The sequence below is a fragment of the Mycobacterium sp. NGS26 genome, assembly GCF_059813025.1.
Genome location: NZ_JCALDU010000001.1, coordinates 295,260 through 319,628, shown reverse-complemented (window position 1 = coordinate 319,628; position 24,369 = coordinate 295,260). Strand labels below are relative to the sequence as shown.

27 protein-coding genes and 1 tRNA gene are annotated in these 24,369 nt (G+C 69.0%); 18 read left to right on the top strand and 10 right to left on the bottom strand.

Annotation, left to right across the window (positions count from 1 at the left end; translation table 11 throughout):
- Positions 1-37 precede the first annotated feature (37 nt).
- Positions 38-940: a PPE family protein, SVP subgroup gene (locus tag AC5Y6X_RS01540; protein WP_499983831.1), complete on the bottom strand. Its 903-nt coding sequence runs from the start codon at positions 938-940 to the stop codon at positions 38-40.
- Positions 941-1,297: 357 nt separating this feature from the next.
- On the opposite strand from AC5Y6X_RS01540, the gene AC5Y6X_RS01535 reads away from it, so the two are divergent.
- Positions 1,298-1,371 (top strand) — tRNA-Leu (locus AC5Y6X_RS01535).
- A gap of 125 nt (positions 1,372-1,496) precedes the next feature.
- The gene (locus tag AC5Y6X_RS01530) at positions 1,497-1,997 is read left to right on the top strand and encodes an Rv2253 family sensor-like surface protein (protein WP_499983828.1); all 501 of its coding nucleotides are present in this window, start codon (positions 1,497-1,499) and stop codon (positions 1,995-1,997) included.
- Positions 1,998-2,013: 16 nt separating this feature from the next.
- Here the strand turns inward: AC5Y6X_RS01530 and AC5Y6X_RS01525 are convergent, their stop codons facing one another.
- Complete coding sequence (locus AC5Y6X_RS01525) at positions 2,014-2,517, bottom strand: methyltransferase family protein (protein ID WP_499983826.1); 504 nt, start codon at positions 2,515-2,517, stop codon at positions 2,014-2,016.
- A gap of 79 nt (positions 2,518-2,596) precedes the next feature.
- On the opposite strand from AC5Y6X_RS01525, the gene AC5Y6X_RS01520 reads away from it, so the two are divergent.
- Both AC5Y6X_RS01520 and AC5Y6X_RS01515 read left to right on the top strand, forming a co-directional pair.
- Positions 2,597-3,262: a winged helix-turn-helix transcriptional regulator gene (locus tag AC5Y6X_RS01520; RefSeq protein WP_499983825.1), complete on the top strand. Its 666-nt coding sequence runs from the start codon at positions 2,597-2,599 to the stop codon at positions 3,260-3,262.
- A gap of 46 nt (positions 3,263-3,308) precedes the next feature.
- A complete protein-coding gene (locus AC5Y6X_RS01515) occupies positions 3,309-4,103 on the top strand; it encodes a hypothetical protein (RefSeq protein WP_499983823.1) in 795 nt (264 codons plus the stop codon).
- Positions 4,104-4,114: 11 nt separating this feature from the next.
- Here the strand turns inward: AC5Y6X_RS01515 and AC5Y6X_RS01510 are convergent, their stop codons facing one another.
- Entirely contained in the window at positions 4,115-4,627 is a 513-nt protein-coding gene (locus AC5Y6X_RS01510; RefSeq protein WP_499983820.1) for a nitroreductase family deazaflavin-dependent oxidoreductase, read from the bottom strand.
- 101 nt (positions 4,628-4,728) lie between these two features.
- On the opposite strand from AC5Y6X_RS01510, the gene AC5Y6X_RS01505 reads away from it, so the two are divergent.
- The 11 genes from AC5Y6X_RS01505 (at position 4,729) to AC5Y6X_RS01455 (ending at position 14,553) form a co-directional block, all read left to right on the top strand.
- The gene (locus AC5Y6X_RS01505; RefSeq protein ID WP_499983817.1) at positions 4,729-5,484 is read left to right on the top strand and encodes a dienelactone hydrolase family protein; all 756 of its coding nucleotides are present in this window, start codon (positions 4,729-4,731) and stop codon (positions 5,482-5,484) included.
- A gap of 12 nt (positions 5,485-5,496) precedes the next feature.
- Positions 5,497-5,769, top strand: coding sequence for a DUF6295 family protein (locus tag AC5Y6X_RS01500; protein WP_499983815.1), 273 nt, complete (start codon positions 5,497-5,499; stop codon positions 5,767-5,769).
- A 7-nt stretch (positions 5,770-5,776) separates the two neighbouring features.
- Entirely contained in the window at positions 5,777-6,556 is a 780-nt protein-coding gene (locus AC5Y6X_RS01495) for a DUF427 domain-containing protein (RefSeq protein ID WP_499983814.1), read from the top strand.
- A gap of 438 nt (positions 6,557-6,994) precedes the next feature.
- Positions 6,995-8,122 (top strand): YncE family protein, encoded by a 1,128-nt coding sequence (locus AC5Y6X_RS01490; RefSeq protein WP_499983810.1) that lies wholly within the window; start codon positions 6,995-6,997, stop codon positions 8,120-8,122.
- A gap of 132 nt (positions 8,123-8,254) precedes the next feature.
- Positions 8,255-9,886 carry a fatty acid--CoA ligase gene (locus AC5Y6X_RS01485; RefSeq protein ID WP_499983808.1) on the top strand — a complete coding sequence of 544 codons (1,632 nt, stop codon included), beginning with the start codon at positions 8,255-8,257 and terminating at the stop codon, positions 9,884-9,886.
- Positions 9,887-9,919: 33 nt separating this feature from the next.
- A complete protein-coding gene (locus AC5Y6X_RS01480; protein WP_499983805.1) occupies positions 9,920-10,984 on the top strand; it encodes an NAD(P)H-dependent amine dehydrogenase family protein in 1,065 nt (354 codons plus the stop codon).
- Between the two features lie 14 nt (positions 10,985-10,998).
- Positions 10,999-11,472: an SRPBCC family protein gene (locus AC5Y6X_RS01475; protein ID WP_499983801.1), complete on the top strand. Its 474-nt coding sequence runs from the start codon at positions 10,999-11,001 to the stop codon at positions 11,470-11,472.
- A gap of 4 nt (positions 11,473-11,476) precedes the next feature.
- The gene (locus tag AC5Y6X_RS01470) at positions 11,477-12,361 is read left to right on the top strand and encodes a class II glutamine amidotransferase (RefSeq protein WP_499983800.1); all 885 of its coding nucleotides are present in this window, start codon (positions 11,477-11,479) and stop codon (positions 12,359-12,361) included.
- Positions 12,362-12,557: 196 nt separating this feature from the next.
- A complete protein-coding gene (locus tag AC5Y6X_RS01465) occupies positions 12,558-12,884 on the top strand; it encodes a hypothetical protein (protein ID WP_499983798.1) in 327 nt (108 codons plus the stop codon).
- A gap of 80 nt (positions 12,885-12,964) precedes the next feature.
- Positions 12,965-13,654 (top strand): cutinase family protein, encoded by a 690-nt coding sequence (locus tag AC5Y6X_RS01460; protein WP_499983794.1) that lies wholly within the window; start codon positions 12,965-12,967, stop codon positions 13,652-13,654.
- A 29-nt stretch (positions 13,655-13,683) separates the two neighbouring features.
- Positions 13,684-14,553, top strand: a complete 870-nt coding sequence (locus tag AC5Y6X_RS01455; RefSeq protein WP_499983790.1) for a patatin-like phospholipase family protein — start codon at positions 13,684-13,686, stop codon at positions 14,551-14,553.
- Positions 14,554-14,558: 5 nt separating this feature from the next.
- Here AC5Y6X_RS01455 and AC5Y6X_RS01450 read toward each other — a convergent pair whose 3' ends face one another.
- Complete coding sequence (locus AC5Y6X_RS01450; RefSeq protein WP_499983788.1) at positions 14,559-15,629, bottom strand: patatin-like phospholipase family protein; 1,071 nt, start codon at positions 15,627-15,629, stop codon at positions 14,559-14,561.
- A gap of 101 nt (positions 15,630-15,730) precedes the next feature.
- On the bottom strand, positions 15,731-16,132 hold the full coding sequence (locus AC5Y6X_RS01445; RefSeq protein WP_499985168.1) for a lipoprotein LpqV: 402 nt from the start codon (positions 16,130-16,132) through the stop codon (positions 15,731-15,733).
- A 157-nt stretch (positions 16,133-16,289) separates the two neighbouring features.
- On the opposite strand from AC5Y6X_RS01445, the gene AC5Y6X_RS01440 reads away from it, so the two are divergent.
- Positions 16,290-16,868 carry a cupin domain-containing protein gene (locus AC5Y6X_RS01440; RefSeq protein ID WP_499983786.1) on the top strand — a complete coding sequence of 193 codons (579 nt, stop codon included), beginning with the start codon at positions 16,290-16,292 and terminating at the stop codon, positions 16,866-16,868.
- A complete protein-coding gene (locus AC5Y6X_RS01435; RefSeq protein ID WP_324674829.1) occupies positions 16,865-17,311 on the top strand; it encodes a rhodanese-like domain-containing protein in 447 nt (148 codons plus the stop codon). Before AC5Y6X_RS01440 ends, AC5Y6X_RS01435 begins: the two co-directional genes overlap by 4 nt.
- Here AC5Y6X_RS01435 and AC5Y6X_RS01430 read toward each other — a convergent pair whose 3' ends face one another.
- From AC5Y6X_RS01430 to AC5Y6X_RS01420, 3 genes are read right to left on the bottom strand one after another with little or no spacing between them, the layout of a single operon-like run.
- Positions 17,312-19,036: an alpha/beta hydrolase gene (locus tag AC5Y6X_RS01430; RefSeq protein WP_324674831.1), complete on the bottom strand. Its 1,725-nt coding sequence runs from the start codon at positions 19,034-19,036 to the stop codon at positions 17,312-17,314.
- Positions 19,037-19,045: 9 nt separating this feature from the next.
- Complete coding sequence (locus AC5Y6X_RS01425) at positions 19,046-19,819, bottom strand: enoyl-CoA hydratase (RefSeq protein ID WP_324674833.1); 774 nt, start codon at positions 19,817-19,819, stop codon at positions 19,046-19,048.
- An 11-nt stretch (positions 19,820-19,830) separates the two neighbouring features.
- Positions 19,831-20,889 carry an enoyl-CoA hydratase/isomerase family protein gene (locus AC5Y6X_RS01420; protein WP_499983780.1) on the bottom strand — a complete coding sequence of 353 codons (1,059 nt, stop codon included), beginning with the start codon at positions 20,887-20,889 and terminating at the stop codon, positions 19,831-19,833.
- Between the two features lie 213 nt (positions 20,890-21,102).
- Between AC5Y6X_RS01420 and AC5Y6X_RS01415 the strand changes: the two genes are divergently transcribed.
- Positions 21,103-21,948 carry a Bax inhibitor-1/YccA family protein gene (locus tag AC5Y6X_RS01415; protein ID WP_324674837.1) on the top strand — a complete coding sequence of 282 codons (846 nt, stop codon included), beginning with the start codon at positions 21,103-21,105 and terminating at the stop codon, positions 21,946-21,948.
- 77 nt (positions 21,949-22,025) lie between these two features.
- Here AC5Y6X_RS01415 and AC5Y6X_RS01410 read toward each other — a convergent pair whose 3' ends face one another.
- Complete coding sequence (locus AC5Y6X_RS01410; protein ID WP_324674841.1) at positions 22,026-23,243, bottom strand: acetyl-CoA C-acetyltransferase; 1,218 nt, start codon at positions 23,241-23,243, stop codon at positions 22,026-22,028.
- Positions 23,244-23,328: 85 nt separating this feature from the next.
- The gene (locus AC5Y6X_RS01405) at positions 23,329-24,267 is read right to left on the bottom strand and encodes an SGNH/GDSL hydrolase family protein (protein WP_499985165.1); all 939 of its coding nucleotides are present in this window, start codon (positions 24,265-24,267) and stop codon (positions 23,329-23,331) included.
- Positions 24,268-24,369 lie beyond the last annotated feature (102 nt).

Here is a 24,369-nt window from a genome sequence, read left to right as displayed (position 1 = left end):
GTTTCAGTTGAGCGAATTTGGCTGGTTGTGCCGATCCTTAGACGGCGGTCGGCTTGGGCATGACGATGGGCTTGACGCCGTAGCGCGGCGCGCCGAATCCGGCGCTGTTGCGGGCGGCCGCGCCCACGCCGGGCATCCCCGGGATGACCGTGCCCGTTCCGGCCTGCGGCGCGGCGCCGGTCCAGCCCACCGTCTCAAGCGGTGCGGCGCTGGTACCCGCGACCGGGGTGACGGTGCCCGTCCAGCTCGGCGGCACCGACAGCTTGCCGACCAAGCTCGCCTGGCCCGCCCCCGCGGCCATCGGCATCGCGCCCATGCCGGCCATGCCACCGGCCGGCGCCACCGGCGCCGTCGTTCCCGCGAGGTCCGCGCCGGCGGCGGCGTCACCAACGGAAGTGTCCAGCAGACCACCACTCGCCATCCCGAGCAGGTTGGAGGAGGCAGAGGCCCAGTTCCCGGCGCCGATGTTCAAGATGTTGGCACCGTTGCTGGACAGGCCGAACATCCCACCCAACATGTTCGGGTTGGTGCCGTTGCCGGTGCTCCCGAGCAGATATGCAAGGTAGTCAAGAGGAGTGTTCGACGGCGTGGCGGCGGCGAGACTGGGGGCCGCAGCGAGGTTGGGGGCGGCGGCACTCGACAGGGTGCTCGCGGCCGCGTTGGCGGCCTCGGTGCCGCTGTAGCTGTTGGAGCTGATTCCCAACGTGCTCACGTACTGCTCTTGGATCGTCTGCGCTTCGGCCGCAATCTGCTGGTACAGCGTGCCGTATGCCGAGAAGATCGCCGCCTGCTGTGCCGACACCGGGTCGGCGGCAGCGGGAGCGATGGCAGTGGTCGCTGCCGCGGCGCCCGCGTTCTGCGCCGCCAGGTTCGTGTTGATGCCCTCGAGCAGGCCCTGTGCGAGTAGCAACTCTTCAGGCAGTGTTGTCAGAAACGACATCTATTGCTCCTAGTGTGTGAACCACGCCGACCCAACGTGCTGGGCCGACCCTGTCCGTTGGCATATGAACCCCTGTGTATTCGCGTAAGGCTAAACACCCCCGTCTCCACATTCCCGATCGAAAGCGCCAGGGTGACAGCCGTTTACGGCTTCTTAACGCGAACGTCGGCAGTTTTAACAAGCTCCTGCCGGGCGACATAGCGGCGTCATCTGATTAGGGGTGACAAATCAGCCGTCGCGCGCGGGCGCGGGCATTTTAGGCGAGGTCCGCCGGTTGCGCATCTCGAGAATTCGGCGAAGATTCGAGTGCGACGCGGCGCCCCGGATCCCACGTCCGGGCGCTACATTCGCCGCCGGGCCCCCATAGCCCAATTGGCAGAGGCAGCGGACTTAAAATCCGCCCAGTGTCGGTTCGAGTCCGACTGGGGGCACGAACCGTTCGGAGTCGCGCGCTAGGGCGAACATGGGGCTGCCCTTTTTTGCGGCCGAGAAGCTTGTCGGCGATGGCAGCGGCATAACAGGATGTAGAGGGGGTGCGGACCCAGAGGAGGAACCGATGGCCCCGGACAGCCTGAGAAGTCGCATCGGTTTATGCGCTGCGTCGCTCGCGATCGCCCTGTCGCCTCCGTTGGTTGCCTCCGCGGATACTCCGTCCTGGAACGGCCGGTACGCGATCACGTTCATCGTCGGCCCCAAGGACGGGACAAGCGTGGCGGCCTCTCAGCCCGAGGGGCAGTACACCGACACTTACACATTCCGTTCGAGCTGTGCGAGCGGAAAGTGCATCGCCACGATCGTCGACGGCCCGCCGCCGAGGAACCCGACGGTTCCGCAACCCGTCCAATTCACCTGGGACGGGTCGTCATGGACGCGAGTCACCGATTTCCAATGGGACTGCATGATGCCCGACACCTCGATCCAGTGGGCCCCGGCCCACGGCGAAACCCGCTACACGCCCCAACCCAACGGGTCGCTTGCCGGCACCATGCACGCCGACATCCTGAGCGGCCCCTGTCAGGGCACGCTTGACATCAACATGACGGCCGAACGGGCGTAAAGGTACGGAGCTCCGCCTAGAGCCACCTTCGGGTCCGGCGCTTGTAGCGCCGATACGACTCGCCGAACGTCGCCTCCAGGCACCGCTCCTCCCGTGCGATGACGCCGCGGTCGACCACGACCAGGACGCCGGCAAGGGCGATGAATGCCCAAGGGGCACTTGCGAGGACGACGATTCCGGCGTACGTCAGCGCCATGCCCAGATAGCCCGGGTTGCGGGTGATCCGGTAGGGGCCGGTCGTCACCAGCGCGCTGGACCGCTGGTACGGGTTGATCGTGGTGCGGGCGCGCGCGAACGCGCGAATGAACGACACCGCGAGGGCGCCGCCCGCCACCAGCAGCGCGCAGCCCACCGGCACCGCGACTGCGGCCGGGATCGAGACCGGCGGGAGCACGGCATCGAGAGCGAAGCCGGCCGCCAGGCCGGCGAGGTAGATCAGCGGCGGGGGCGCGATCACCCGCGGGGTCTCGGCCCCCGGACCCTCGGAGCCGGCGTCTTTGGTCACATCATCCTGCCGCATAGCGTGGACTCTACTACTAATAGATAAGTAAAGGCAACTAGAAATTTAGTTTTGACTTTTCGATTGCTAGCATGCATCTATGCGCAGCTATCAGCAGTTCTGCCCGACGGCCCGGGCGCTGGACCTGGTCGGCGAGCGATGGACGCTGTTGATCGTCCGGGAGCTTCTGTTCGGGCCCAAGCGCTACACCGACCTGCAGGACGGGCTTCCCGGGATCGGTCCCAACGTGCTCGCCGCCCGTTTGCAGTCGATGGAGGCGAACGGCCTGATACGCAAGCGGCGCCTTCCCCCGCCGGCGGCATCGACGGTGTACGAACTCACCGAACGCGGCGACGGCCTGCGCCAGGTGGTGCGCGCACTTTTCGAATGGGGCCTTGATGTCGTCGGCACGCCGGGCGCGCACGACACCGTCAAGGCCAGCTACTGGCTTCCCGCCGTCCAGGCCGCCGTCCGCGCGCAATCGCCCCCCACCGACGTCGACGACGAGTACGAATTCCGCGTCGCCGACGAGGCGATGACCGTGACGGTCAAGGCCGGAAACGTCGACGTCCGTCAGGGGCCGGCCGACAGGCCCGCCGTCGTGATGCACACCGACACGCAAACCTTCGCCGGGCTCGGAACCGGCCGGATCAAGCCCGCTGCGGCCATCGAGGCCGGCACCCTCACCCTCGAGGGAGACCCGGCCGCCGCCCAGCGGTGCGCGGAACTGTTCGGGCTCTCGGATGCGCAGCCGTCGCGGCGGTGAGACGCGGCCGCCGCGCCCCGAATCGGCGGCCATACACTGACCCCTCGTGGGCATGCTGTTCGGATTCGCGCCGTGGATCGTCTATTGGGTGCTTGTCGGTAACGTCCCGTTCGCGGCGGCGGTGCTGGTCGCGCTGGCGATCGCCGTCGCCGTGCTGGTCGTCGGGCGCGCCACCGGGAAGCCGGGTCGCACGCTCGACATCGGTGCTGTCGCAACGTTTTTGGTGCTGACCGTGCTCACGTTCACGTTGAGCGACTCCTTCATGCAGGGCTGGATACAGCCGTTGAGCAACGCCGGGATCTTCCTGGTGGCGCTGAGCAGCCTGCTGGTCGGCAAGCCGTTCGTGCGTGACTTCGCCGCGGCCGAGCAGCCCGCCGACGTCGCCAAGACCGAGGTGTTCGGTCGGGTCGTCGCGGTCCTGACCTGGATTTGGATCGCGGCCTTCGCCGGCATGACGGTGTCGTCGGCGATCCCGCCGATCGTGCAGCGCCTCGGTGGGGAGGAAGCGACGATCCTCGACACCAAGACGCCGCTGTCGTTCGTCTGCTACTGGGTCATTCCGTTCTCCCTGCTGGGCGCCGCGGCCCTGGCGTCGCGGTACCTGCCCGACCGGATGCTCGCCGGGATCGACGACATCGCGCGGGAAACCTCGTTCGTCGCGTACGACGAAGCCACCATCGACGAGCTGTACTACCTCGCCCAGGAACACGCCAACCGCGAAGTCGGCCCGGGCAAGGAGGCCTACAGCGTCAAGGTCGGCGGCATGGGAACCCCGCTGACCGGAGACGAGTCGCGAAAGTCGTGGCCCTCGACCTACAAGGTGCGCGACAAGCGGCACTGAATGGCGTGCGGTCAGCCGCCGACGGGCCGCAGGCGGAAGATCCTGATCTCGCGGGGCGCGCAGCTGGTCCGGTAATTTTCGTAACCGGCGTAGAAGTCGACGGCCTTCGCCCAGGCCGCGGCGCGGGCCTCGCCGGTGAGCAACTCGGCCCGATAAGGCCTGGGCGGACCCCTGAACTCGACGTTGCACTCGGGGTGCGCCAGCAGGTTGGCGCTCCAGGCGGGATGGCTGGGCCGCCCGTAGTTGGAGCCGATCGCGAGCAGCCCGTCGCCGTCGTCGAGCAGGGCCAGCGGGTGCGTGCGGGGCTGTCCGGACTTGGCGCCCGTCGTGGTGACGAGCCCGACCCTGTCGACGCCCATGATGCTCAGGCGGCCGTTGGTCCGGGGGATCAGCGCCATGTCGATGCGCGGCGCCACGTGCAGTGCGAACAGGTAGCCGGGGCGGCTCATGGCGAAGCGCTCGAACAGCGCCTCGTCGAGCCGCAGCCGCCGCCCGCGAATGGGGCTTTCCCGTCGTAAAGCCACGGGTCGACAGTACTCGATTCGCCACCGGACGCGGCCGACGCGAATCGGATACGTTGGGGCGCGGGGCACCTGCCCCGCCTGCGGCCGAAGAGGAGCACGCGATGAATGCGCCCAGCCCAGATGCCATTCGCGCCGAGACGATCACCATCACCGGCCGCGACGGCGACGAGATCGAGGCCTACCGGGCCATGCCGCTCGCCGAGGGGTCGCGCGGCGGAGTCGTCTGGATCCATCACATGCCCGGCTACGACCGGGAGACAAAGGAGTTCGTGCGGCGGCTCGCGGTGAACGGCTATCACGCGGTCGCGCCGAACCTGTATTCGCGCGAGGCCCCGGGCGCTGCGCCCGACGACGCGGCCGCGGCGGCGCGGGCCGCAGGCGGGGTGCCCGACGAGCGGCTGGTCGGCGATGTTGCCGGGGCGGTGGAGCACCTGCGCTCGCTGCCGGGCGCGAACGGGAAGTTCGGCGTCATCGGGCACTGCTCGGGCGGACGGCACGCCTACCTGGCGGCGTGCTCGCTGCGGTTCGACGCCGCGGTGGACTGCTACGGCGCCTTCGTCGTCGAGGATCCGCCCGAGGGCATGCCCAAGACCATGCAGCCGATCCTGCACCTGGCGCCGCAGTTGAGCTGTCCGATGTTGGGCCTGTTCGGTGCCGAGGACCGGTTTCCGGCGCCGGCCGGGGTGGCCACGCTGGACGCCGAGCTGACCAAATTCGGCAAGCCGCACGAGTTTCACTCCTACGAGGGCGCGGGCCACTCGTTCTTCTCCGTCGACCGGCCGGCGTACCGGGTGGAGGCGGCGGTCGACGGCTGGCGCCGCATCGACGAGTTCTTCGCGACCCACCTGAAAGGCTAGGTGCCCGAACGCATGTGCACATATCTCACCGAACACGTCGAGATCGACGGCAGCGGCAAGGGCGCGACGGGATGGTTCGGCGCCAGCACCGCGACGGTGTACGTCGACCATCCCGTGCACGCGCCCTACGGCCACACGGTCAACATCGACGTCATCAACCCGCGACTCGGCCCGTCGGCGCGGGTCGCGCTCGAACTCACCGAGGAGAGCGCGCTGGCGTTGGCCGACGCCATCCGAAAAGCGATCGCCCACGCCCCGGCCGGGCTGGCCTCGAAGGATCAGTAGGTGTCAGATGACCGACGGCTTCGGTGACCGCGACTACCCCCAAATGGCCGCCACGCGCGGACGGGTCGAGCCGGCCCCCCGCCGGGTGCGCGGCTTCCTCGGCAACGAGCTGGTCTTCGACACCACCTCGGCACGCTATGTGTGGGAATTGCCTTACTACCCAGCGTATTACGTGCCATTGGCCGATGTCCGAGAAGGCTACCTGCGCGACGAGGACCATCCGCAGCAGGTGCAGCTGGGCCCGTCGCGGCTGCACTCCCTAATCGGCGCCGGCCAAACCTACCCATCGGCGGCCCGCGTGTTCGACGCGGACGGCGGGACCGCGGTCGCGGGCACGGTGCGGTTCGAATGGAATCCCTTGCGGTGGTTCGAAGAAGACGAGCCGATCTACGGCCACCCGCGCAATCCGTATTCGCGGGTCGACGCGCTGCGCTCACACCGGCACGTCCGGGTGGAACTCGACGGAATTGTGCTGGCCGACACCCGATCCCCGGTCCTACTGTTCGAAACCGGTTTACCCACAAGGTATTACATCGACCCGACCGACATCGCCTTCGAGCACCTCGAGCCCAGCCCGACGCAGACGTTGTGCCCGTACAAGGGAGCGACGTCGGGCTACTGGTCGGTGCGGGTCGGCGATACGGTGCGTCCCGACCTCGCGTGGACCTACCACTACCCGCTGCCCGCCGTCGGTCAGATCGCCGGCCTGGTGGCCTTCTACAACGAGAAGCTCGACATCACCGTCGACGGCGCCGCCCTGTCCCGGCCGCGGACGCAGTTCAGCTAATCGGCGGGCGAGAAGTTAGCTGACGCGGCCGGATTCGGTTCCCGACACGCGGGAGAACGCATAAATGTGACGTTTTTCTCTTTTTGCGCTGGATTCTAAGAAGTTCTTAGTCGGCGAGCATCGAAGCGTGCGCGTCGTTGGTTCGCCGCGGCACTCAAATCGCCTGTGCGGGTGGGCATCTGGCGTTCGCCATCGGCCGGGCCCACGATTGCCCGATAAGCGCAATCTAAGCGCAGCCTGTGTGGTCGGCGTGACGTGGGTTACAGCGTAAGAATTCGCTCCTTTTGGGCCGATATCCCGTCGCTAAAATTTGACCAAAGCAGTCATCTTCGGGAGCAGTCACCTTCAGGTGCTGGAATCCGGTTGATCCCATGTCACGCAGACCCCTCGTGGTCCTGATCGTCGCGCGCATGGGCCCCGACGAAAGGCGGTACCAGCATGAGCAGCAGAGCGAACGGCCGAACGGCCGCCCATGACGACCGGGTGCCCGAGGTCCTCGAGCTCGGCGAAGCGCCGGGGTTCCCGATCGTCGCCGAGATCGCCGTGCGCAACGGCCCCATCAGCGGCATCGCGACCAGCCCCGACGGCACCCGGGTGCTGGTGACCAACTACGGCCGCGACAGCGTCTCGGTCATCGACACCGACACCTGCCGCGTCGTGCACACCATCGCCGGACTCGGCGAGCCGTTCGCGATCGCCATGGGCAGCGAGGACGCCGAGCGCGCCTACGTCAGCACCGTCTCGACGGCGTATGACTCGATCGCGGTCGTCGACGTGCCCACCTACACGGTGGTCGCGACGCATCCGCTTGCGCTCAGCGTCGGTGACCTGGCGATAAGCCCCGACGGACGCCACGTCTACACCAGCCGAAACGGTGCCCGCGGCGCCGACGTCGCCGCCTTGGACACCGCCACCGGCGAGGTCGAGGCGCTCGAGGTCGCCACCGCGCCGGGGAACACCACCGCGTGCGTGCGGGTCAGCCCCGACGGGGCCCGCCTGTACGTCGGCACCAATGGACCGACCGGCGGCCGGCTGATCGTGATCGGCGCGCGGGGCCCGTCCCGATCCGAGGCCGGGCAAACCGGCTTGCGCGTCGTCGCGACCATCGACGTCGGTTTGCCCGTTCGCGACGTCGCGGTGTCCCCCAACGGCGCCGTCGCCTACGTGGCCAGCTGCGAGCCCGAACTGGGCGCGGTGGTCGACGTCGTCGACACCGCCACCAACAAGATCGTCGGCACCCGCAAGCTCGGCGAGATCGGCGGCGTCCTCACCGGTTTGACGCTCAGCCGCGACGGCGATCGCGCCTACCTGGTCAGCGACGACGGCATCGCGGTGCTGTGCACGCTGACCCACGACGTCGTCGGCACGGTGACGGTGACCGATCAGCCGTCGTGCGTGGTCGAGAGCCCGGACGCCAAGTTCCTGTACATCGCCGACTACTCGGGCGCGGTCACCGTGGCGGCGGTCGCATCGATCGTGGCGCTGGGCACCGAGAGCACCGCGCCCGAGACCCAAGTCCCGACCGACTGGGTCACGCCCGAGCTGTTGCAGCCGGCGCTCGCCTGAACTTCCGGCCTCCAGCGTGGGTAAAACGCGCCTTGTCGGGGGAACCCGTTTCTCATAGTCGCGCGCGGCGATAGCATTCGCCCGATCGATCATCAGGCGGTGCTGCGCCGAGACCCATAAGGCGGTACATCGATGGACAGCACGATGCAGGACTTTCCGCTGACGATCGCCGCGATCATGCGGCACGGCTGCGGCGTCCACGGGGCGCGCACGGTCACGACCGCCACCGACGACGGCTACCGGCACATCAGCTACCGCGAACTGGGGCGGCAGGCGGCCCAGCTGGCGAACGCGTTACGCCGCCTCGGCGTCACCGGGGACCAGCGGGTCGCGACGTTCATGTGGAACAACGCCGAGCACTTGGCGGCCTACCTCGCGGTGCCCTCGATGGGCGCCGTGCTGCACACCCTCAACATCCGGCTGTTCCCCGAGCAGATCGCCTACGTCGCCAACGAGGCCGAAGACCAGGTCGTGCTGGTCGACCTGTCCCTGGCCAAGCTGCTCGGACCGGTGCTGGCCGAGCTGGAAACCGTCCACACGGTGATCGCCGTCGGCGAGGGCGACGCAGCGCCGCTGCAGGAATCGGGCAAGAGCGTGCTGCGCTACGCCGAGCTGATCGACGACGAGCCGACGGAGTTCGACTGGCCAGCCGTCGACGAGAGGTCGGCGGCCGCGATGTGCTACACCAGCGGCACCACCGGCCACCCCAAAGGTGTGGTTTACAGCCATCGTTCGAGTTTTCTGCACACGATGGCGGCGTGCTCGGCGAATGGGATAGGGATCGGATCCAACGATCGCGTGCTGCCGATCGTGCCGATGTTCCACGCCAACGCGTGGGGGCTGCCCTACGCGGCGCTGATGGCGGGCGCCGACCTGGTGCTGCCCGACCGCCACCTCGACGCCCGGTCGCTGATCGACGTGGTCGAGAACCTGCGGCCCACCGTGGCCGGCGCGGTGCCGACCATCTGGAACGACGTGCTGCATCACCTCGAGGACGACCCCGGCCACGACATGTCGTCGCTGCGCCTGGTGGCCTGCGGCGGCTCGGCCGTGCCGGTGTCGCTGATGCGCACCTTCGAGGAGAAGTACGACGTCCAGATCCGGCAGTTGTGGGGCATGACGGAAACCTCGCCGCTGGCCACCATGGCCTGGCCGCCGCCGGGAGCGCCGGAGGACCGGCACTGGGCGTTTCGCGCGACGCAGGGCCAGCCGGTATGCGGCGTGGAAATGCGGATCGTCGACGACGACGGGCGGGTGCTGCCCAACGACGGCAGGTCGGTGGGCGAGGTGGAGGTCCGCGGCCCGTGGATCGCCGGGGCCTACTACCGGGGCCGGGACGAGTCCAAGTTCGACTCCGGCTGGCTGCGCACCGGCGATGTCGGCCGCATCGACGAGCAGGGCTTCGTGACCCTGACCGACCGGGCCAAGGACGTCATCAAGTCCGGCGGGGAGTGGATCTCGTCGGTCGAGTTGGAGAACTGCCTGATCGGCCACCCCGATGTGCTGGAGGCCGCGGTCGTCGGGGTTCCCGACGAGCGCTGGCAGGAACGGCCGCTCGCCGTCGTCGTGACCAAGGAAGGCACCTCGGTCAGCGCCGAGCATCTGCGAACGTTTCTGGCGGACAAGGTCGTTCGGTGGTGGTTGCCGGAACGGTGGACGTTCGTCGACGAGATCCCGCGGACCAGCGTGGGCAAGTACGACAAGAAGGCCATTCGGTCGCGATACGCCGAGCGCGGCTACTGGGTGGTCGAGGCGCGGGATTGAGGGACGCCCGCGCCGATGGTGTAGAACGAGTTCATGGGTCTGCGGGTCGTCCAATGGGCAACCGGGTCGGTCGGCGTGGCGGCGATCAAGGGCGTGCTGGAGCATCCCGAGCTCGAACTCGCCGGCTGCTGGGTGCATTCCGAAGCCAAGGCCGGCAAGGACGTCGGTGAGATCATCGGTGCGGCGCCGCTGGGAGTGACGGCGACGAACAACGTCGACGACGTTTTGGCGATGGACGCCGACGCCGTGATCTACGCGCCGCTGCTGCCCAACGCCGACGAGGTCGCGGCACTGCTGCGGTCGGGGAAAAACGTCGTCACCCCGCTCGGCTGGTTCTATCCCAGCGAAAAGGAGGGCGCCCCGCTGGAGGTCGCCGCGCAGGCCGGCAATGCGACCCTGCACGGTGCGGGCATCGGACCCGGGGCGGCCACCGAGTTGTTCCCGTTGCTGTTCACCATGATGTCCACCGGCGTGACTTTCGTTCGCGCCGAGGAGTTTTCGGACCTGCGTACCTATGGTTCACCCGACGTGCTGCGCTATGTGATGGGCTTCGGCGGAACGCCCGACAGCGCCCTGACCGGGCCGATGCAAAAGCTGCTCGACGGCGGCTTCATCCAGTCGGTGCGGCTCTGCGTCGACCGGTTGGGCTTCGCCGCCGATCCCGGCGTCCATTCGTCGCAGGAGGTTGCCGTCGCGACGGCGCCGATCGAGTCGCCCATCGGGGTGATCGAGCCGGGGCAGGTCGCCGGCCGTCGCTTCCACTGGGAGGCCATCGTCGGCGACAAGGTGGTCGTCCGGATCACGGTGAACTGGCTGATGGGTTCGGAAAACCTCGATCCGCCTTGGTCTTTCGGGCCCGAGGGGGAGCGCTACGAGATCGAGGTGCACGGCAACCCGGATGCCTTCGTGACGGTCAAGGGATGGCAGCCGGAGAGTGTGGAGGCGGGGCTGAAGAGCAACCCGGGGATCGTCGCGACCGCGGCGCACTGCGTCAATGCCGTCCCCGCGACGTGCGCCGCGCCGGCCGGCATCCAAAGCTTCTTCGATCTGCCGCTGTTCACCGGCCGGGCCGCCGCGGGCCTGCGAGCGGACAATTGAAAGGCGTTGTACCCATGGCAAAATCACTCGCCGTCGAGGAATCGCTCGTCATCCCCGTCCCCGTCGAGCAGGCGTTCCACAACACGCTGCCGGCCCCGCTGCCGCAGGTTTTCAAGCGCTGGCATGGCCCCTTCCCGCCGATCAAGGAGGTGCGCGAGCAGACGGGTGCATGGGACGCCGCCGGCCAGACCCGCACCGTGGTGCTCGTCGGCGGGGGCAGCACCCGCGAGGAACTCACCAGCGTCGACCCGCCGCGGTCGTTCGGCTACCGGCTCACGAACGTCACCGGTCCGATGGCGCTGCTGGTCGACCACGTCGAAGGCGAATGGATCTTCACCCCGGCAACGGGCGGAACCGAAGTCACCTGGCGCTGGAACATCCACTCCACGTCGCCGCTGACGTCGTGGCTGCTCCCGGTGTTCGGCACGCTTTGGAAGGGCTACGCGCGCAAGGCCCTGCAGGATCTCGCGACGACGCTGACGGCCTGAGTTCATGTGCCGACTGTTCGGTCTGCACGCCGGGACGGACGCCTGCACGGCGACGTTTTGGTTGCTGGACGCCCCCGACAGCCTCGCCGAGCAGAGCAGGAGGAACCCGGACGGCACGGGCCTGGGTGTCTTCGACGAGCACGGCCGGCCCGTGGTGGACAAGCAGCCCATCGCGGCCTGGCAGGACGCCGCGTTCGCCACCGAGGCGCACGAGGTGACCGGGACGACGTTCGTCGCGCACGTCCGCTACGCGACGACCGGCTCGCTCGACGTCCGCAACACCCACCCGTTCCTGCAGGACGGCCGGATCTTCGCGCACAACGGCGTGCTCGAGGGTCTCGACGTCATCGACGAGCGGCTGCGCGCGGTTGGCACCGATGACCTGGTGCGGGGCGACACCGATTCCGAGCGGGTGTTCGCGTTGATCACCGGATCGGTCCGCGCGCACGATGGCGACGTGACGGCCGGCCTGGTCGACGCGATGAGGTGGCTCGCGGCGAATGTGCCGATCTACGCGGTCAACGTGCTGCTGAGCACGGCGACCGACATGTGGGCCCTGCGCTACCCGGACACCCACGAGCTGTACATCCTGGAACGCCAGACGGCGCCCGGCGGTCCCGAATTCGACTTGCGCACCAAGCGAATTCGCGCGCGGTCGGAACATCTGTGCACCCGGCCGTCGGTGGTGTTCGCGTCCGAGCCGATGGACGACGACCCGGGCTGGCGCCTGCTCGGCCCGGGGGAGCTGGTCCACGTCGACGCCGCGCTGCGGGTCACCCGCAGTGTGGCGCTCCCCGACCCGCCCGGGCATCTGCTCCGTCGGCAGGATCTGAGCGGGCCGGTCCAAGACGCGCAGCACGCCCTGCCCAACACCCGGCGGCTCGCCTGACGCCGGGTGGCGTCGAGTTCGCAGCAAATGCTTAAAAGGCACTACTGGATATATGTTTAATAAGTCGCCTGCTCTCACGCGCGTCTGACCCGGAATTTTGATGGAAAAACCCCGGGCGCGACTCGGGTGTTGTGGGGCGCGAGGCCCCGTGTCAAATAAGTTGGTTAACCGTCGCCATTGCTGGGTACATGTGAGCATGCGCGTCATCATCTATGTTGCTGCGGCGGTCGGCATGGCCATCGCCGTCCTGTTCATGACCCCGGTCGTTCTGCTGATCGGGGCGTCGTCTGCTCACGCCGACACCGGTGTCAATGGTTACCTCCGCTGCATGCACAGCGATGCGGCGCCCCCGCCCCCGGGGGTGCGTCCAGGAGATTGGTTTCCCCTCGTTCGAAGCATTGAGACGGATCTCGATTCTGGTGAATCCCCAGCCCAAATAGTTCAGACCTTGGAGGGTATGGGGGTCAAGCCGAACGATGCCGTTACGCAAGTGCAGTGTGTGGTGGCAAACGAACCGCGCTAACGCCTGAGGGCGACCCGCAAGCAAGCTTTGCGACTCGGCGGCACGCTTCAGAAGCGACCGCGATGTGTCAGCATTGTGACGTGAACGCACGGCAATGCGCTTGTCTACTGGGCGCCGCGGTGGTGACGGGCTGGGCGGCGCTGAGCGCACCGATACTGATAGGCCCCGCGTCCGCCGATCCCTGCCCCGACGCCGAGGTGACGTTCGCCCGCGGCACCGGCGAGCCTCCCGGCGTCGGCGGGGTCGGGCAGGAGTTCATCGATTCGCTGCGCTCGCAGGCCAAGGGTCGCTCCGTCGGGGTGTATCCCGTCAACTACCCCGCCGGCGACGACATCGCCCCGTCCGCGAACGCCGGCGCCAACGACGCGCACGCCCACGTTCGGTCCATGGTCGCGACCTGTCCCAACACCAAGCTGGTGCTCGGCGGATATTCCCAGGGGGCGGGGGTGATAGACCTGATCACGATCGCCCAGGCGCCGGTCGCGGGCCTGATCCCCGACATCCTCACCGCCGACGAGGCCGATCACGTCGCCGCGGTCGCCACCTTCGGCAACCCGTCGGGCAGATTTCTGGGGGCGCCGATAACTCAGCTCAGCCCGTGGTACGGGGCCAAGGCCGTGGACCTGTGTGCGCCCGGCGATCCGGTGTGCTCGCCGGGCGCCCCCCTGACGCTGCCGTCGCACGACGAGATGTTCTCCCCCGCGCACCTTTCCTATCAGCAGTCCGGGATGCCCAGTCAGGCCGCGACTTTCGTGGCGGGTCGTCTCTAAGCGCACGCCGTCTGGCAGAGTGGGTGGGCGTGGCAACCAGACGCGCGCTCGTGCTCGCCGGCGGAGGCATCGCGGGAATCGCCTGGGAGACAGGCGTTCTACGAGGGATCGCCGATGAGTCGCCGAAAGCCGCACGGCTGCTGCTGAATTCGGACGTGCTGGTGGGCACCTCGGCCGGTTCGGCGGTCGCCGCCCAGATCGGCAGCGGCAGCACGCTCGAGGAGCTGTACGACCGGCAGGTTGCCGAGGAATCCGCCGAGATCGACTCCGGCGTCGACGTCGACGACATCGCCGGGCTTTTCCTCGCGGCCCTGGCCGGACCCTACGACAACACAGAAGACAAGACCCGCCAGCAGCTGCGGCGCATCGGGGCCGTGGCGGTGGCGACCCAAACCGTCGCCGAACCGGTCCGTCGCCGGGTGATCGCGCAACGCCTACCGTCGCACGACTGGCCCGACCGGGCGCTGCGGCTCACCGCGATCGACACCGCCACAGGCGAATTGGCCGTCTTCGACAACGAGTCGGGCGTCGCGCTCGTGGACGCGGTGGCCGCCAGTTGCGCGGTGCCGGGAGCGTGGCCGCCGGTGACGATCGCCGGCCGGCGGTACATGGACGGTGGGGTCGGCAGCTCGGTCAACCTCGGCGTCGCCGCCGACTGCGACGAGGCGGTGGTGCTGGTGCCCTCCGGCGTGGACGCCCCGTCGCCGTTCGGCGCCGGGCCGGCGGCCGAGATCGCGGCCTTCGCCGGCGCCGTGTTCTCGGTGTTCGCCGACGCCGAGTCGTTGGCGGCCTTCGGGCCCAACGCGCTGGATCCGCGCTGCCGCATCCCGTCGGCGCTGGCCGGGCGGGCGCAGGGGCGGCGCGAGGCCGCGGCCGTCGCGCAGTTCCTGGGCGTCTAGAAGCGTCAGCCCTCGACCGCCGGGGGAACCGGCTCGTCATCCTCGCGTTCGAAGGCGTCCAGGGCCTGGGTGGCCAGCTCGCGGCCCGCGGCGATCACCTCCACCGCCCGGTGGAATTCCAGGCTCCGGCACGTCGAGCGCGGCACCTCGATCAGCAGGTCCGCCGGATAGGCCGCCAGCGTGTGGCGGGCCAGCGCCGATTGGGCGATGTCGATCGTTCGGTTCATCACCTCGAAGCTGCCCAGCTTCGGAACCTCGGGAGCCTCGCCCAGGGCGGCGAGGGCGTCCGCGCCGGGTTCGGGGTCGCCCTCGGCATCGTCGGGCCAGGCATCCGATTCCCCGCCCGGTCCGCCGAATCGGCTCAGCATCGCCCGCGCCGCGGGCCGGTCCAGCAGCGAACGGGCCGCGGTGGTGTCCAGCAGCGCGGAAGTGCTGCGCACCATGCGGTTCAGCCACTCGGCGGTGGCGCCGGGCTCCTCGGCGCGGCTGACGATGGTCTCGCTGCCGTTGAGGCTGACCGCGATGGTCAGATCGGCGTTGACCCCGGCGATCGGGGCCATCGGCAGCGGGTCGAGGATCCCGCCGTCGGCGAGCAGTCGCCCGTCGAGCTCGTGCGGGGCGATCACCCCGGGAATCGCGATCGACGCCCGGATGGCCTCGTCGAGGGGGCCGCGCTGAAACCACACCGACTTGCCGGCCAGCAGGTCGGTCGCCACCGCGGTGTAGGGGATGGGCAGTTGCTCGATGGCGACGGGCCCGAGGATGTCGCGAACGGTGTCCAGGATCTTCTCGGCCCGCATCACGCCGGCCGCGCTGATGGAGAAGTCCAGCAGCCGCAGGATCGTGCGCTGCGTCAGCGACTTGGCCCAGTCGGCGAACTCGTCGAGGCGCCCGGCGGCCTGCAGACCGCCGACCACCGCGCCCATCGACGAGCCGGCGATCCCCACGATGTCGTAGCCGCGCTCGGCGAGCACCTCGATGACGCCGATGTGGGCGTAGCCGCGGGCGCCCCCGCTGCCGAGCGCCAACGCCACCCGCGTCGGTGCCGATCCACGCGCGACCACTTCGCCAGCCACCCCTACAGTCTGCGCGGCGCAACCCGCCGTCACCGGCCGGGTGGGCACTTTTTTCAGCCGTGATCGCAATTACCCGGCGGCTGCAAACGTGGGCCTGCGCGCTACCCGCATTCGTCGTTGGCGGCCGCGCGCGCCGCGGTGATCAACGCCGCCTGCCGGGCCAGGGTCAGCTCCGCCCACCGGACGTTCCAGCTGCCCGCGGTGCCCGATTGCGACGCCTGAACCATCGCCAGATACGGCTCGAACATGGGCTGACCCGTCTTGGGTTGGGCGTCCATCCACACTTTTGCGGCGTGACAGGCCTGGTAGTACTCCTCCTCGGTGGAATCCGCCGGAACGTCGACCCGGGTTGTGACGCCCGCGGGGGACCGGCCGATGGCACCCGGCGGCACGGAGGCCGGGCCGACGGGGATGCCCGACGGCCGCGCCGACGAGGAGGCGGCCGTGCCGTCGCGCTCGCCGTGCGAACACCCGGCGACCGCCGACAAGCCGGTCGCCACCACGACCGCGGTACACGGCAGGAGCCAACGACTGCACCGGCGCACGATGTCAATCTATGCAACACTGGCTGCCGTGATGGAGCGCTTCGGATTTTGCGAGTGTTGTCGGCCCTAGCCCGCCGCCGCTTGTCCCGATCCGTTCTCCCTGGAGCACTCCTCGATGTCTTTGCCTGTCGCCTCTTCGATTGAGCTGCGCCCCCATGTCCCGGCCCCGGGTCCCACCCGGCTGCGGGTGCCCGACCTGCTGCACGCCACCGACCAGGCCGCCGACGACGTGCTCAGCGGGCGCTGCGACCACCTGCTGCCCGACGGCGGCGTGCCCGGGGCCCAGCGCTGGTTCGCCCGCATCCACGGCGACGACGAGCTCGACATCTGGCTGATTAGTTGGGTTCCCGGCCGCGCCACCGAGCTGCACGACCACGGCGGCTCCCTCGGCGCGCTGACCGTGCTGTCGGGTTCGCTCAACGAATTCCGTTGGGACGGAAGAGGATTGCGCCGCCGCCGACTGGATGCGGGCGACCAGGCCGGCTTCCCGCTGGGCTGGGTGCACGACGTGGTGTGGGCGCCCCGGGCCGTCGCCGCGCCGGCACCCGCCAGCAGGGGCCCGGTCGAGCCGACGCTGAGCGTGCATGCCTACTCGCCGCCGTTGACCGCGATGTCGTACTACGAGGTCACCGACCGCAACCGGTTGCGCCGCCGGCGCACCGAACTGACCGACCAGCCGGAAGGGACGCTATGAGCCGCATCGACGTCGTGTTGAGGTCCGCCCGCCGCCGCTATCGCCGCCTGCCCGCCGCCGAGGTGCCCGACGCGGTGCGACGGGGCGCGGTGCTGGTCGACATCCGGCCGCAGGCCCAGCGATTCCGCGAGGGCGAGATCCCGGGCGCCCTGGTGGTCGAGCGCAACGTGCTGGAATGGCGCTGCGACCCGACCAGCGACGCCCGGCTGCCGGAGGCCGTCGGCGACGACGTCGAGTGGGTGATCGTGTGCTCGGAGGGCTACACGTCCAGCCTGGCCGCGGCGGCGCTGCTCGACATCGGCCTGCACCGCGCCACCGACGTCGTCGGCGGCTACCACGCGCTGGCGGGTGCCGGTGTGCTGGAACGGCTCGCCGGTGCGGCGATCGACCCGCGCCCGTCGGGGCTGGCGGAGGCCGGGACGACCGGTCGCCGCTGGATGTAGCTAACCGTTGGCGTGCAGTAGCGGCCGCAGCCTGTCCGTCTTCTGCGGCGTCCACCCCGGCGGCGACAGCACGGCCGCCCAGCCGTCGGCGACGTCGGCGACGTAGTGGTGCCCGTGCCCGTCGGGCACGTTCTGGGCGACCGCCATGTCCGCCGAGACCTGCAGGAAGGTGACCACCGGGATCCAGCGGGTCTGCGGCAGCACGTCGTAGCCCCGCCTTTCGCGCAGCCAATCCGGTTTGCTGAACAGCAGGTCGGGCGTCCACCAGGCGATCGGGTCGGAGGCGTGCTGCAAGTACACCACCCGCGGGTGGCCCCAGGCCGAGTCCGGGCGCGCGAGATTGCTTGGGCGAGCGACGAACCGGACGTTCTTGCCGTCGTTGTAGATGGGCAACCACTCCGGGGAACCGGCGTCGCGGGTGGACGTCAGGTCCGTCCAGATCGTGTTGTTGAAGGTCGGGCCGCTGAACAGCGCGCCGTCGGTGCGGGCCAGGACGTTGTTGAGGCTCATGAACGGCGCCTCGCCGCCGAACGATCCCAGGCTCTCGCCGAACACCACCAGCTTGGGGCGCTGCGCCTCGGGCATCTGGCGGATGAGCCGGTCGACGGCCTCGAACAGCGCCTGCCCGGCGTGCCGCGCGTTCTCCTTGTCCACCAGGAACGACAGCCAGCTCGGCAAGAACGAATACTGCATGCTCACGATCGCGGTGTTGCCGTTGTACATGTATTCCAGCGCCGAGGCTTCGGCCTCGTTGATCCAGCCGGTCCCGGTGGTCGTCGCGACGGCGACGACGGCGCGCTGCAACCCGCCGGCCCGCTGCAGCTCCCGCGCCGCCAGCTCGGCGGCCGCCGTGATGCCGTCCGCCGAGTTCAGTCCCGCGTAGGCGCGGATCGGCGCGGTGGCGGGGGCCCCGTTGAAGGTGGTCAGCTCGTCGAGCCTGGGGCCGCCGTTGACGAAGATGCGGCCCTGGTGGCCCAGCGACTCCCAGGACACCAGCGACTCCGGACCGCCGGATCGCAGCGGTGTTTTCGGGGGCGCGGTGTCGGGGCTCATCTCGTTGTTGACCGAGGCGAAGGTGTTGTTCATCGTGCGCATCGCGAACTTGAGCACCACGCCGTTGAGCAGGGTGATGGTCAGCACCAGCAGGAACACCACCACGATGGTGACCGAGAGGCGGAACGGCGCGATCCGGTCGAGCATCCCGACAAGGAAGGCGATCAGCCAGCGGATGAACTGACCGATCTCCACGAGCGTGAACAGCACCACCAGCGACAGGCCGGCGGCGATCGGGTAGTCGTACCACTTCAGGTGCTCGACGCCCATCAGGTCGCGCACCTGGTCCTGCCAGACGTGGAACCGGATCGCCATGAGCACCATGCCGATGGCGCCGCACGGGACCATCACCAGCCACGCCCAGCGCGGCGCCGGCGGGCTGTAGTTCTTGGTGCGCATGTAGCGGATCAGCCAGACGGAGAACACCCCCAGCCCGTAGCCGATGGCGCCGGAGATCCCGCTGACCAGCCCCTGGAACAACGCGGCGCGCGGCAGCAGCGACGGCGTCAACGAAAACAGCACGAAGATGAGCCCCACCGTGGTGCCGGTGAAGGTGTAATGCCTTACCCACCAATCCCTTTCGCGCAGCCGGGGCTTGGCGGTTTCGGTTTGGGTTTCGGTTTCGGTATCGGAGTCCGTGGACTCCTCGACGTCGACCTCCGGTTCGCTCATCTCAGCACCCTACCGATGGGTGAAGTCGGGGTCGCGCTTCTCGATGAATGCCGCCATTCCCTCGGACTGGTCGTGCGTCGCGAAGGTCGAATGGAAGAGCCGGCGTTCGTAGAGAAGCCCTTCGGCCAGTGTGGATTCGAAGGCGCGGTTGACGGCTTCCTTGGCCATCCGGGCGGCCGAGCGCGACATCTGCGAGATGGTGGTGGCGACGGCCTTCGCCTCGGTCAGCAGGTCGTCGGCGGGCACCACGCGCGAAACCAGGCCGCTGCGTTCGGCTTCGGCGGCGTCGATGGTGCGCCCGGTCAGGATCAGGTCCATCGCCTTGGCCTTGCCGATGGCCCGGGTCAGGCGTTGCGAGCCGCCCATGCCCGGCAGCACGCCGAGCTTGATCTCCGGCTGACCGAACTTCGCCGTGTCGGCCGCGATCAGCAGGTCGCACATCATGGCCAGCTCGCATCCTCCGCCCAGCGCGTGGCCGGCCACCGCGGCGATCGTCGGGGTGCGCACGGCCGCCAACTTGCCCCAGGCGGCGAAGAAGTCGGCGTCGAAGGCGTCGGCGAACGTCAGGCCGGCCATTTCCTTGATGTCGGCGCCGGCGGCGAACGCCTTGGCCGAACCGGTGATGACAATCGCGCCGATGCCGGGATCGTTGTCCAATTCCGTTGCGGCATCGGTGACTTCGCGCATCACCTGGCTGTTGAGCGCGTTGAGGGCCTTGGGCCGGTTCAGCGTGATGATCCCGACTCGCCGGTCGCGCTCGACCAGGATTGTTTCGTACGCCATGCCTTGCCTTTCTAGAAACTCAGGTCGTCGTCGACCGGCGCGAAATACGCGTCGACATCGGCCGCGGTCACCGCGGCCAGGGTCGCCGGCGACCACTTCGGATTGCGATCCTTGTCGATGATCTGCGCGCGGATGCCCTCCACCAGGTCGTGCGAGCGCGCCGACGCGCTCGACACCCGATAGTCCTGCACCAGAACGTCTTGCAGCGTGTCCATCTTGGCGGCCCGGCGCACCGCCTCCAGCGCCACCGACACCGCGATGGGGGAGCGGGTGGCGATCAGGTCGGCGGCCTCTCGTGGTCCGGTGTCCGGTCCGGCGTCATGGGCGCGCAGCGCCGCGACGATGTCCTCGACGGTCTCGCCGGAGAAGCACTCGTCGATCCAGTCGCGTTGCGCGGCAAGGGCACTGGGCGGTGGCTCGACGGCGTGCGCGGCCAGCGCCGCCTCGACGCCGTCGGAAACGATGGCCGCGGTGAACGCGTCGAGCTCGGCGTGCGGCACGTAGTGGTCGGCGAACCCCATCGTGATGGCGTCGGCCCCGGAAAACGGCGCGCCGGTCAGGGCCGCGTGCAGGCCCAGCGCGCCCGGCGCCCGGGACAGCAGAAACGCCCCGCCGACGTCGGGGATGAACCCGATGCCGACCTCGGGCATCGCGATCTTGGACGTGTCGGTCACCACCCGGACGTTGGCGTGCGCGCTGACGCCGACGCCGCCGCCCATCACGATGCCGTCCATCAACGCCACATACGGTTTGGCGAACCGCCCGATCTGGCCGTTGAGCAGATACTCGTCGCGCCAGAACCGCCGCACCTCGACGCCGTCCTTGCGGGCGCTGTGGTAGACCGCCACCACGTCGCCGCCGGCGCACAGTCCGCGGTCCCCGGCGCCGGACAGCAGCACGGTGCGCACCGCGTCGTCGGCCGCCCAAGCCGTGAGGATGGCGCTGAGCGCCTTGACCATCGCGTGGTTGAGCGAGTTGATCGCCTTGGGGCGGTTGAGCGTGATCAACCCGACGCCGCCGTCGATCCGGGTGAGGACTTCGTCGGATTGGTGGTCGGATTCCTCAGTCAACGCCCCGCCTTCCATCGCCGCCCGGTCTCGACCAGCAATCTAGATCGTCACTGCCGGGCGCAATACCCGCGGGTAGGGTTTATCTTTAACCGGACGACATCGTCCGGGCCCGGACCTGAAGACAAAACCCCAGCTCCGCTGGGGAACCCGGGCGGGTCACCGATCGTTGAGCATGTGTTCGCACAGCTCCAGCCACTGAGAGAGGATCCGACGGTGCGGGAGACAAGTAACCCGGTATTTCGTTCGCTGCCTAAGCAGAGGGGCGGATACGCGCAGTTCGGCACTGGCGCGGCCCAGGTGCAGCAGGGGTATTACCAAGCCGACCCCTACGCGGCTCCCTACCAGGAGGCCAAGGTATCGCGCCCGGTGACCATCGACGACGTTGTCACCAAGACCGGCATCACACTGGGCGTGCTGACCGTCTCCGCGATCGTCTCCTATTTCCTGGTGGCGTCCAACGTCGCGCTGGCGATGCCGCTCACCCTGGTCGGCGCGCTCGGCGGCCTGGGGCTGGTGCTGGTGGCGACCTTCGGGCGCAAGCAGGACAGCCCGGCGATCGTGCTCAGCTACGCCGTCCTCGAGGGCCTGTTCCTCGGCGCCGTCTCCTTCGTCTTCGCCAACTTCTCGGTGTCGTCGGCCAACGCCGGCGCCCTGATCGGCGAGGCCGTCATGGGCACCTTCGGGGTGTTCTTCGGCATGCTGGTCGTCTACAAGACCGGCGCCATCCGGGTCACCCCCAAGTTCACCCGGATGGTGGTGGCCGCACTGTTCGGCGTGCTGGCCCTGATGCTCGGCAACTTCGTGCTGGCCATGTTCCATGTCGGCGGCGGCACCGGCCTGGGTCTGCGCAGCGGCGGAACGATCGCGATCATCTTCTCGCTGGTGTGCATCGGCATCGCGGCGTTCAGCTTCCTGATCGACTTCGACGCGGCCGACCAGATGATCCGCGCCGGCGCGCCGGAGAAGGCGGCGTGGGGCATCGCGCTGGGCCTGACCGTGACGCTGGTCTGGCTGTACATCGAGATCCTGCGCCTGCTCAGTTATCTGCAGAACGACTAGTTCTTCTGCGTTGACTCTGCGCTAGTGGCGCGCCCTACTCGCACTTTTGCGCCATAGGCGCAGAGTCAACGCAGCGATTAGCTGAGTCGCTCGATCACCATCGCCATGCCCTGGCCGCCGCCAACGCACATGGTTTCCAGGCCGAACGTCTTGTCGTGGGTCTGCAAATTGTTCAGCAGCGTGGTGGCGATGCGAGCGCCGGTCATGCCGAACGGGTGGCCCAGCGCGATCGCCCCGCCCGACACGTTCAGCTTGTCCTCGTCGATGCCCAGCTCGCGGGCCGAGCCGAGCACCTGCACCGCGAAGGCCTCGTTGATCTCGACCAGGTCGATGTCGCCGATCGACATGCCGGCGCGCTCCAGCGCCCTTTTGCACGCCTCGATCGGGCCCAGGCCCATGATCTCCGGCGACAGGCCGCTGACGCCGGTGGACACGATCCGCGCCAGCGGCGTCAGGCCCAGCTCCTTGGCCTTTTTGTCGCTGGTGATCACCAACGCGGCCGCGCCGTCGTTGAGCGGGCAGGCGTTGCCCGCGGTGACCGTGCCGTTGGGGCGAAACACCGGTTTGAGCTCGCTGACCTTCTCGTAGGTGGTGCCCGGGCGCGGGCCGTCGTCGGTGGAGACCGTGCTGCCGTCGGGCAGGGTCACCGGGGTGATCTCGCGCTCGAAGAACCCGTTCTTGATGGCCTCCTCGGCCCGGTTCTGGCTGCGCACGCCCCAGTGGTCCTGGTCTTCGCGGCTGATGCCGGTGAGTATCGCGACGTTTTCGGCCGTCTGGCCCATCGCGATGTAGACGTCGGGCAGCTTCCCGTCGGCGCGGGGGTCGTGCCATTCGTCGGCGCCCGCGGCCGCGGCCGCCGATCGCTCCTGGGCCTCGTCGAAAAGCGGATTCTTGGTGTCCGGCCAGGAGTCGGAGTTGCCCTTGCCGAACCGCGACACCGTCTCCACTCCCGCGGAGATGAACGCGTCGCCCTCGCCGGCCTTGATCGCATGGAACGCCATCCGCGTCGTCTGCAGCGACGACGAGCAGTACCGGTTCACCGTGGTGCCCGGCAGGAAGTCGTAGCCCAGCTCGACGGCGACGACGCGCGCCATGTTGAAGCCGGACTCGCCGCCGGGCAGGCCGCAACCCAGGATGAGGTCGTCGATGTGGTGCGGGTTGAGCGCGGGCACCTTGTCCAGCGCGGCCCGCACCATCTGGGCGGCCAGGTCGTCGGGCCGCATGGAGACCAGCGACCCCTTCATGGCGCGGCCGATCGGCGAACGGGCAGCGGAGACTATGACGGCTTCGGGCATGACGATTCTCTCCAATGGGACGCGGGCTCTGTACGCACGGGTGCCCCGACGGGCTAGGACAAATCTAGTCGGTGCCGACCGCCGGCTACGACGACGGGGCGTGCGAACCGCGCACCGGGCGCTGCCACAGCCGCGGCATGACGCTGCGCCGGGTGTGCGCGGTGCCGAGCACCGGGGCTGGGGACGGGGCGGGGGCTGCCGGCCCGTCGACCTGCTCGCCCAGCTCGTCGCAGAGCGCGACCAGCAGCGCCCGGGCCGCCAGCGCGTACGCGGCCGGCGAGGGATGGTAGCCGTCGGCGGAGAACATCAGCTCGCGCCGGGTGCGGAATTCCGGTGCCAGCAGTCGCGCCATCGGGACCGGCACACCGCCGGCGGCCCGCACGGCAGCGGCCTGGGCCCGGGCGAGCTGCGAGGTCCGCGCGTGTGCCAGTGAGCGAAGCGGTTGCGGGATGGCGGTGATGACGCCCAGGTCCGGGCAGGTGCCGACGACCACCACCGCGCCGCGGCTGCGCAACCTACGCACCGTCGTGCCCAGGCGCTGCGCGGACTGGCTGATCCCGTTGAGCGCGGTGACGTCGTTGGCGCCCAGCATCAACACGGCCGCGTCCGGCGGCGGCCCGGCCACGAACATCGCATCGACTTGGCCCAGAACGCCTTTCGAGGTCGCCCCGACGATCGCCTTGGTGCTCAACCTGATCCGCTTGCCGGTCTGCTGGGCCAGCCCCCGCGCGATCAGCACGCCGGGCACTTCCTCGGCGCTCGTGCAGCCGTACCCGGTGGCCGTCGAGTCCCCGAAGATCATCAGGTGCAGATCCGCGTGCACGCCGCGGTGCCAACGCTCCACCGGCCCGCCGCCCGGGCCGTAGACGCCGTCGGCGCGGGGCGGGGTGTCCCACGCCTTCGGGATGACGGTGCGCGCGTGCGTCGCCTGGCCGACGAGCAGGTTGCGAGCGCCCAGGTACGCCGTACCTGTCGAGGCGAGTGCACCCGCTGTGGCCAGGGCGATCGTCGAGCGACGCGGCACCCGGATGGTCACACAATCAGTTTAGGTCGGCTTCGGTGTTTGCGCGGGCGGCTGACAAACAATGTGATCACGTTGTGAATCACATGTGGTATCAAATCAGAC